This window comes from uncultured Methylobacterium sp. (assembly GCF_964242245.1).
Lineage (GTDB): Bacteria > Pseudomonadota > Alphaproteobacteria > Rhizobiales > Beijerinckiaceae > Methylobacterium.
Map to the genome: position 1 here is coordinate 1 of NZ_CAXTBY010000144.1, position 7,982 is coordinate 7,982.

At 71.8% G+C, this 7,982-nt stretch carries 11 protein-coding genes and 2 pseudogenes; 5 read left to right on the plus strand and 8 right to left on the minus strand.

Features of this window, described 5'->3' with window-relative positions; genetic code table 11:
• Positions 1-726: pseudogene (locus ACFE8Y_RS19550) on the plus strand (hypothetical protein); the annotation flags it as partial.
• A gap of 9 nt (positions 727-735) precedes the next feature.
• On the opposite strand, the gene upp reads toward ACFE8Y_RS19550, so the two are convergent.
• The 3 genes from upp to ACFE8Y_RS19565 form a co-directional block, all read right to left on the minus strand.
• Entirely contained in the window at positions 736-1,368 is a 633-nt protein-coding gene (gene upp, locus ACFE8Y_RS19555; RefSeq protein ID WP_375466041.1) for a uracil phosphoribosyltransferase, read from the minus strand.
• Between the two features lie 145 nt (positions 1,369-1,513).
• Positions 1,514-1,981 carry a DUF2852 domain-containing protein gene (locus ACFE8Y_RS19560; protein WP_375466042.1) on the minus strand — a complete coding sequence of 156 codons (468 nt, stop codon included), beginning with the start codon at positions 1,979-1,981 and terminating at the stop codon, positions 1,514-1,516.
• Between the two features lie 80 nt (positions 1,982-2,061).
• A complete protein-coding gene (locus tag ACFE8Y_RS19565) occupies positions 2,062-2,685 on the minus strand; it encodes a TetR/AcrR family transcriptional regulator (protein ID WP_375466043.1) in 624 nt (207 codons plus the stop codon).
• Positions 2,686-2,975: 290 nt separating this feature from the next.
• Between ACFE8Y_RS19565 and ACFE8Y_RS19570 the strand changes: the two genes are divergently transcribed.
• Positions 2,976-3,278: a hypothetical protein gene (locus ACFE8Y_RS19570; protein WP_375466044.1), complete on the plus strand. Its 303-nt coding sequence runs from the start codon at positions 2,976-2,978 to the stop codon at positions 3,276-3,278.
• 12 nt (positions 3,279-3,290) lie between these two features.
• Here ACFE8Y_RS19570 and ACFE8Y_RS19575 read toward each other — a convergent pair whose 3' ends face one another.
• Both ACFE8Y_RS19575 and ACFE8Y_RS19580 read right to left on the minus strand, forming a co-directional pair.
• Positions 3,291-3,803 (minus strand): Crp/Fnr family transcriptional regulator, encoded by a 513-nt coding sequence (locus ACFE8Y_RS19575; RefSeq protein ID WP_375466045.1) that lies wholly within the window; start codon positions 3,801-3,803, stop codon positions 3,291-3,293.
• On the minus strand, positions 3,803-3,967 hold the full coding sequence (locus ACFE8Y_RS19580; RefSeq protein WP_375466046.1) for a hypothetical protein: 165 nt from the start codon (positions 3,965-3,967) through the stop codon (positions 3,803-3,805). The genes ACFE8Y_RS19575 and ACFE8Y_RS19580 overlap by 1 nt, the downstream gene beginning before the upstream one ends.
• A 209-nt stretch (positions 3,968-4,176) precedes the next feature.
• On the opposite strand from ACFE8Y_RS19580, the gene ACFE8Y_RS19585 reads away from it, so the two are divergent.
• The 3 genes from ACFE8Y_RS19585 to ACFE8Y_RS19595 all read left to right on the plus strand — a co-directional run bounded on the left by ACFE8Y_RS19585 (position 4,177) and on the right by ACFE8Y_RS19595 (position 6,199).
• Entirely contained in the window at positions 4,177-4,998 is an 822-nt protein-coding gene (locus tag ACFE8Y_RS19585) for a quinoprotein dehydrogenase-associated SoxYZ-like carrier (protein ID WP_375466047.1), read from the plus strand.
• Positions 4,999-5,070: 72 nt separating this feature from the next.
• Positions 5,071-5,463, plus strand: coding sequence for a thioredoxin family protein (locus ACFE8Y_RS19590; protein WP_375466048.1), 393 nt, complete (start codon positions 5,071-5,073; stop codon positions 5,461-5,463).
• A 16-nt stretch (positions 5,464-5,479) separates the two neighbouring features.
• A complete protein-coding gene (locus ACFE8Y_RS19595; RefSeq protein WP_375466049.1) occupies positions 5,480-6,199 on the plus strand; it encodes a cytochrome c biogenesis CcdA family protein in 720 nt (239 codons plus the stop codon).
• Between the two features lie 48 nt (positions 6,200-6,247).
• On the opposite strand, the gene ACFE8Y_RS19600 is transcribed toward ACFE8Y_RS19595, so the two are convergent.
• The 3 genes and pseudogenes from ACFE8Y_RS19600 to ACFE8Y_RS19610 form a co-directional block, all read right to left on the minus strand.
• Positions 6,248-6,436, minus strand: coding sequence for a DUF1192 domain-containing protein (locus tag ACFE8Y_RS19600; RefSeq protein ID WP_375466050.1), 189 nt, complete (start codon positions 6,434-6,436; stop codon positions 6,248-6,250).
• Between the two features lie 7 nt (positions 6,437-6,443).
• On the minus strand, positions 6,444-7,661 hold the full coding sequence (locus ACFE8Y_RS19605; RefSeq protein ID WP_375466051.1) for a phosphopentomutase: 1,218 nt from the start codon (positions 7,659-7,661) through the stop codon (positions 6,444-6,446).
• A 3-nt stretch (positions 7,662-7,664) separates the two neighbouring features.
• Positions 7,665-7,982: pseudogene (locus tag ACFE8Y_RS19610) on the minus strand (microcin ABC transporter ATP-binding protein); the annotation flags it as partial.

The window sequence follows — 7,982 nt, forward strand, 5'->3', positions numbered from 1 at the left end:
CAGAACGTGATCGACCTGTTCCAGGGAGAATGGTCCTCCCGGATGCCGGAGCACCTTGCCGTCGATGCGCGACCCGGCCATGCGGCTCTGTTCGAGGATCAGCGTATCGATTGGGCCAACGCGGTGCTGGGCCCGTTCGAGGGGCTCGACGTCCTCGAACTCGGCCCCCTCGAAGGCGCGCACGCGGCGATGATCGAGCGCTGCGGCGCACGCTCGGTCACGGGTATCGAGGCCAACCCGCGTGCATTCCTGAAGTGCCTGTGCATCAAGGAACTCCTCGGCCTGGAGCGGACCCGGTTCAAGCTCGGCAGCTTCGTGCCCTACCTCGAAGCGGGGGCGCGCGAGGACGTGATCGTCGCCAGCGGCGTGTTGTATCACATGGTCGAGCCCCTGAAGCTCCTGGACCTGATCTGTGCCAACACCGATCGCGTGTTCCTCTGGACGCACGTCTACGACGAGGGGGTCGTCGCCGGGCGCAGCGACCGTGCGCTGTTCGGTGCCCTGCAACCCCTCGGACGAACGGCGTACCGCGGTGCAAAGCGCGCCTATCCGAGTGCGGCCCTGTCCTGGCGGGGCTTCAGCGGCGACGCAGAAGCGCACCCGGTCTGGATGGAGCGCGACAGCCTGCTCGCCTACTTCCGCGACCGGCATTTCTCGGTCGATGTCGCGTTCGACCATCCCCATCATGAGAACGGGCCGGCGCTCGCCCTGTGCGCCAAGCGCTGAGCGCGCCCATCAGCGCGTGCCGTACATCCGGTCGCCGGCATCGCCCAGGCCCGGAACGATGTAGCTGTGATCGTTGAGGTGGCTGTCGATCGCCGCCGTCCAGATCGGCACGTCCGGGTGGACGCCCTGGAGGCGGGTGATGCCTTCCGGCGCGGCGAGCAGGCAGACGAAGCGGAGGTCCTGCGCCCCCCGCTCCTTCAGGCGGCTGATCGCGGCGACCGCGGAGTTGGCGGTTGCGAGCATCGGGTCCAGCACCAGCACGGTCCGGTCGGCGAGGTCGGACGGCGCCTTGAAGTAGTACTCCACCGCCTCCAGCGTCTCCGGATCGCGGTAGAGCCCGACGTGGGCGACGCGGGCCGAGGGCAGCAGCGAGAGCATGCCGTCGAGGAAGCCGACGCCGGCGCGCAGGATCGGGGCGAGCACGAGCTTCTTGCCCTGGATCTGGCGGCCCTCCATTGATTGGAGCGGCGTCTCGATGGTCACGGGTTCCAGCGGCAGGTCGCGGGTGACTTCGTAGGCGAGCAGCATCCCGATCTCGTTGAGCAGGTTGCGGAACCCTTGCGTCGAACGGTTCCTGTCGCGCAGCAGCGTCAGCTTGTGCTGGACCAGGGGATGATCGACCACCGTGACTGCCGCCCGCATCGCCCTGCCCTCTCCCCGCGCCGGCCTCCGCTTTGCCCAAGGGCAGGCGCTCGCGCAACACGCGACGGCGACCGCGCGGGCTCCACGCGCGAAAAGGGCCTCCCGCATTAGCGGAAGGCCCTCGGTCATTCGACGATAGGGAAGATCAGGCGGTGAACGACGTGTCGGTCCCGTCCGCGCGGCGCTTGGCCATGAAGGCGTCGAACTGATCGCGGTCCTTGGCGCGCTTCAGCTCCTCGACGAACGCGGCAAACGCGCGGCTTTCCTCCTGAAGCGCGCGGCGCTGGGCGTCGAGGCGGTCGAGTTCGGCCTTGCGGTACGCCTCGAAGGCCCAGTTGCCGCTGGGACCGCGGCGCGAGGCCTCGAAGGCGCGGGCGAACCGCGAGGCGCGAGCGCTGCCGCCCTCCCAGCCGGCCATGCCGCGCCTGCCGAGATCCCGCAGCTCACCGAGCGCCGGATAGCCCGCGAGCTTCCAGGCGACGAGGGCGAGGCCGACCGGCCACCAGTAGATGAAGCTCACGACGATCGCGCCGATCTCGAGGGAGCGACGGGGAAACGGGCCCGAGCGGCTGACCTTGCCGTTCGCCCAAGGGGAAGAGGTGGATGTGCTCACGGTAAGGCTCCGGTGTTCATGTGAACAGCGTTAACATGCGCGCGCCTCCGCAGCCTTTCAAGGGGCCTGCTCTCGGCGGCTCAATCCCCCTTCGCGCCCGCGCCGTGGACCAGGGCGAGGACGCCGGCCCGCAGCAACTCGTACTTGTCGGGGATGCCCGGCCCCTTCGGCAGGTGCCCGGCCGCCGAGAGCGTTGCGAGGCCGTGCGACAGCGCCCAGACCTCGAGCGCGATGAAGCGCGGCGCGACGCCGCCGAAGCCCCCGGGGAACGTGCTCTGCAGCGCCTCGACCATCAGGTCGAACGGGCTCGGGCGCGGACCGGCCTCGCTGCCCGCGTGCGCGCCGCGGGTTTCGAAGATCGCGGCGTAGTAGCCCGGCTCCTCCTCGGCGAAGGCGAGGTAGGCCTCGCCCATCCGCGTGAACCGCTCCAGGGGCGTCCCGCGCGCGGTGAGCGCGCGCGCCAGCCGCTCGGCGAGCGCGGCGAAGCCCCGGCCGGCCAGTTCCTCGAGCAGGGCCTCGCGCCCGCGGAAGTGCCGGTAGAGCGCGGCCGGCGTGACGCCGACGAGGCGCGCGGCATCGACCAGGGTGAAGCCGCCGATGCCGCGCTCCGCGATGAAGCGGCGGGCCGCCTCGATCAGCGCCTCCTTGAGGTTGCCGTGGTGGTAGCCGCGCCGGTCGCCCGGTCCGTCGCGCCAGGGTCGCAAGGGGATACTCCTCGAACACGCGCCCGGTGAATACAGCCTGCGGCAGTTACGAGCGAGCCTCGGGATGGTTTCAGATCCGTTCCCAGACCCGCCGGTTTCCGCGCTTACCGGGGCGGGAACACCCGCTGCCCACCGTTCGCGCGAGGGTTCTGCCTTGACAGGCGACGCGATCGTAACATTGTCACATCAACCGGGAGCCTCCACGATGCACGACGCCGTCCGCCGTCCCTCGTCCGCCCGCACCAGGGTCGCGTTCGCCCGGACCCCGCACCGGCCCGCAGGCTGACGCCGTGGCCTTCGTCAGCCTGCGGGCGTGGCGCACGCGATCCGCGGAGCGGGCGGTGCTCGCCCGGGACCTGAAAGCTGCGTTCGCGGCCGCCCTCGGCCTCAGCGCGGACGATGCCCTGACCGTCAACGAGATCGCCTGCGCCGATCCCGGCTGCGCCGATGTCGAGACGGTGGTGCTCGTGATGCGCGCGGGCGAGCCGACGCGGGCGATCCGGCTTCCGGCGCCGATGGACGCGATCGGCGACGGCCATCACCGGGCGCTGGTGGAGGAGGAGCGGGCGCTGCGCCGGGCCGGCGCGGGCTGAGGCGCGCCAGCCTCAGGCTGCGCGGACGGCGGCGAGCGCCGGACGGTCGGCGATCTCGACCTGACCGCGGCGCAGGACGACGTAGCCGAGGTCGGTCCACCCGCCGAGGATGCGGCTCACCACCTCGCGGACACTGCCGAGGTCGGCCGCGAGCTGCTGGTGGGTGCGGTGCACGAGGCCGTCGCGGTCGGCCTCGATCAGCAGGCGCCGGGCGAGGCGCTGCTCCAGCGGCGCGTAGGCGATCTCATCGATCAGGCTGAACAGATCGGTGAGCAGCCGCGTGTAGTCGTCGAGGACGAAGGCGCGGAACGCGGCGCTGTCGGCCATCAGGGTCCGGAAGGTCTCGGCCGGGAGGGCTGCGAGCTCGGTGTTGGCCTCCGCCACGCTCTCGGCCTGGAACAGGCCGCCGGACAGCAGGCACTGGGTCGTCAGCAGGCAGGTCTGCCCGGCCCCGACCTTGTAGAGCAGCATCTCCCGTCCGGCTTCCGAGGTCCGGTAGACCCGCGTGCGGCCATCGAGGCACATCACGTAGTTGGGGGGCAGTGCCCGTCGCGATCGTAGGCGATCGCGCCCGCGGCCAGCACCGGGAACTGCACGGTGCCGCGCGCCACCTGCAGGTGAGCGGCGCTGAGACCCGCGATGGCCGGGAACCGCGCGATCCAGCGCTCGATCCTGTCGTCGACCGGCATGGCGTGCCTCGACCTCCCGATTCGCGAGCGATTCGACGCCGCCCCAGGTGCGAACGTACGATGTTTTGATCGCGCGCACCCAGGTTTGTGACCGCGGTCACGGACGCGGGCGCCCGCGCGGGCCTATGACTATTCTGAGACGGCGGTGTCGCCAAGCACGGTCGCCAAGCACGCTGCCGCGACGAACAGAAACGACCGAGGAGAACGCCGTGCCCCATCCGATCCGGAAATCCGTTCACGCCCTCGGCGTCGCGCTGCCGGTGCTCGCCTGCGCCGGCGCCGCGATGGCGGCGGCCGGCGACGGGGCGGCCGAGCGCGCGGCGCGGTGGCAGGACGTGCGGCAATCGGTGTTCGGCGCGCGCAAGGTCGAGGCCGGCACGCTCGTCACCATCGACATGCCGGCGCGGGCGGACGACGCCTCCCTCGTGCCCGTCACCCTCACCGTGGCCGACAAGGATCAGGTGCGCGGCCTCTACCTGATCATCGACGACAACCCGGCACCGCTCGCCGCCCACGTCGAGTTCGGGCCGGCCGGCGAACCGGTTCAGCTCAGGATGCGGGTTCGCGTCAACACCTACACCAACGTCCACGCCGTGGCCGAGACGGCGGACGGCCGCCTCGTCGAATCGGAGATCTTCGTGAAGGCATCGGGCGGCTGCTCCGCGCCGATGGGCATGAGCGACGAGGAGGCGATGAAGGGCATGGGCGACATGCGGATGAAGTTTTCCGGCGAGGCCCAAGCGGGAAAGCCCGTCGAGGCGACGCTGATGATCCGCCACCCGAACTTCTCGGGCATGCAGATGAACCAAGTCACCCGCGAGTACACGCCCGCGCGCTACCTCGACCGGATCAGCGTGAGCCAGGGCGCGCGCAACGTCTTCACGATGGAGGGCGACATCTCGGTCTCATCGAACCCGGTCATCGGCTTCGCGATGCGCCCCGAGGGGGCCGGCCCGGTCAAGGTCGCGGCCTCCGACAGCCAGGGCGGCAAGTGGGACCACAGCTTCCCCGTGCCCGCAGCCAGCAACTGATCCGTCACCTGTGATTGTCACCTGCCCGGCCCTTGCCGGCCGGGCCCGCCGCAACCGGGGGCCAGCCACGCCATGACGAACCGCCGCCAGCTTCTCACCCTCCTCGCCCTCGTCCCCCTGGCCGGCGCCTCCGCGGCGCGGGCCGGCGAGATGATGGCCTACTCGCAGGCCGCCTTCGACGCGGCGCAGCGGGCCGGCAAGCCGATCCTCGTCGAAGTCAGCGCGCCCTGGTGCCCGATCTGCAGGACGCAGAAGCCGATCCTGGCCAAGCTCAGCGCCGATCCCCGCTTCAAGGACCTGCAGATCTTCGACATCGACTTCGATAGCCGGAAGGACCTGCTGCGCCAGCTCAACGTCCGCACCCAGAGCACGCTGATCGCCTACAAGGGCGCGATCGAGACCGGCCGCTCCGTCGGAGAGACCCAGCCCGAGTGGATCGAGGGCCTGGTCGAGAAGACGCTCTGACCTCGCGCCGCCCGACATGACCGCCAGCCTCGGCCTCGCCTTCCTCGCGGGCCTGCTCTCGACGCTCTCCCCTTGCGTGCTGCCGCTGCTGCCGCTGGTGCTGGGCGCGGCCGCCTCCGAGCACCGCTACGGCCCGGCCGCGCTCGCGGCCGGCTTGGCGCTCGCGTTCGTGGCGATCGGCCTGTTCGTCGCCACGATCGGGTTCGGCCTCGGCCTCGACGGCGACCTGTTCCGCCGCGTGGCCGCGATCCTGCTGGTCCTCGTCGGGATCGTCCTCGTGGTGCCGGTCGCGCAGACGCGCCTCGCCGTGGCCGCCGGCCCCCTCGCCAACTGGACCGAGTCCCGCTTCGGCGGGTTCAGGACCACCGGCCTGTGGGGGCAGTTCGGCGTCGGGCTGCTGCTCGGCGCGGTCTGGTCCCCCTGCGTCGGCCCGACGCTCGGCGCCGCCTCGATCCTGGCCGCCCAGGGGCGCGACCTCGGCACGGTGGCGCTCACCATGCTGCTGTTCGGCCTCGGTGCGGCCCTGCCGCTCCTGGTGCTGGGCGCCCTGTCGCGGACCGTGCTGATGGGGTGGCGCGACCGCCTGATGCGCGTCGGCAGGGGGCTGAAGGCGGCGCTCGGCGCGATCCTCGTGCTCACCGGGATCGTGATCCTGGCCGGCGCGGACAAGCGGATCGAGGCGGTGCTGGTCGACGCCTCGCCGGCGTGGCTCAACGCGCTGACGACGCGATATTGATCCGGCTTCGACGGTCGCATGGGGCGGACCCGTCCGGACGCTCCGCGCCTACCGCTTGAAGAAGGCGTCGGCCGCGCCGAGCGCCGCCTGCTTCGCGACCCGTGCCGCCTCCAGCCGCGCGATCTCGGCGCGCAGCAGCGCGATCCGCGCGTCGAGTTCGTCCACCGACAGCGCGTCGAGGCCCTGCCCGATCGCGTGCGTGGCCGGCCGGCGCACGCCGTCGTCGTCTCGCATCATGGAAGCCTCACAGGAACGGCGTCCCGGCGGGAAGGGACACGCCGAGATGGCGTGCCACCGACGCGCCGATGTCGCAGAACGTGTCGCGCCGGCCTATCGGTCTGCCCGCGATGCCCGGCCCGAAGGCGAGGATCGGCACCTGCTCGCGGGTGTGCTCGGTGCCGGCCCAGGTCGGATCGTTGCCGTGGTCGGCGGTGATGACGCAGAGGTCGTCCGCGCGAAGGGCGGCGTGGATCTCCGGTACGCGCGCGTCGAAGGCTTCGAGTTCGGCGGCGTAGCCCGGCACGTCGCGGCGGTGGCCGTGCTCGCTGTCGAAGTCGACGAGGTTGACGAAGACGAGGCCGCCGTCGGGCAGATCGCGCAGGGCGGCGAGCGCCGCGTCGAGGCAGGCGGCGTTGCCGCCGGGCTTGATCTCGCGGCCCGTGGCGCGGTGGGCGAAGATGTCGCCGATCTTGCCGACGCTCACGACGCTGCGGCCCGCCGCCCGCGCCGCATCGAGCAGGGTGTCGCCGGGGGGCGGCACGGAGAAGTCCCGCCGGTTCGCGGTGCGCCGGAAGCCGGCCTCCGGCGAACCGGCGAAGGGCCGGGCGATGACCCGGCCGACGCGGTAGGCGTCGCACAGGCCGCGGGCGATCCGGCATAGATCGTAGAGCCGCTCCAGACCGAACGCCGCCTCGTGCGCGGCGATCTGGAAGACGCTGTCGGCGGACGTGTAGCAGATCGGTTCTCCCGTCCGGACGTGCCCGGGCCCGAGTTCGTCGATGATCGCCGTGCCCGACGCGTGGCAGTTCCCGAGGATGCCCGGCAGGCCGCCCCGCGCGATCAGGGCGCGGGTCAACGCTTCGGGGAAGGCCGGGCTGCGGTCCGGGAAGTGGCCCCACGGCTCGCGCAGGGCGAGGCCCGCGATCTCCCAGTGGCCGGATGGGGTGTCCTTGCCGGCGGCGGTCTCGATGGCGTGGCCGTAGGCGCCGCGCACCGGTCCGTCGGGCGCCAAGCCCGGCGGTATCCGCCCGGTCGCGCCCTCGGCCGCGAGGCCGAGACCGAGGGCCGACAGGTGCGGCAGGCGCAACCGCCCCGTGCGCAGGCCCGCGCGGTCGCCGCGTCCCTCCGCGCAGGCCTCAGCGATATGCCCCACCGTGTCGGCGCCCGCGTCGCCGTAGCGGACGGCATCGGGCGCGCCGCCGATGCCGACGGAATCGAGCACGATCAGCAGGGTGCGGGGCATGCCTCAGACCGGCTCCACGTCCGCCACCGTGTCGCTCTTCAGGGCGAAGGCGGCGGAGAACAGGGTGCGCGTGTACTCGGTCTTCGGCCGCGCGAAGATCGCGTCGGCCGGGCCCTCCTCGACGACGCGGCCGTTCTGCATCACCAGCACGTAGTTCGCCAGCGCACGCACCACCTTCAGGTCGTGGCTGATGAACAGGTAGGCGAGCCCGCGCGCGCGCTGGAGGTCGCGCAGCAGCGTCACGATCTGCGACTGCACCGAGCGATCGAGCGCCGAGGTCGGCTCGTCCAGCACGACGAAGCGGGGCTTGAGCACCATCGC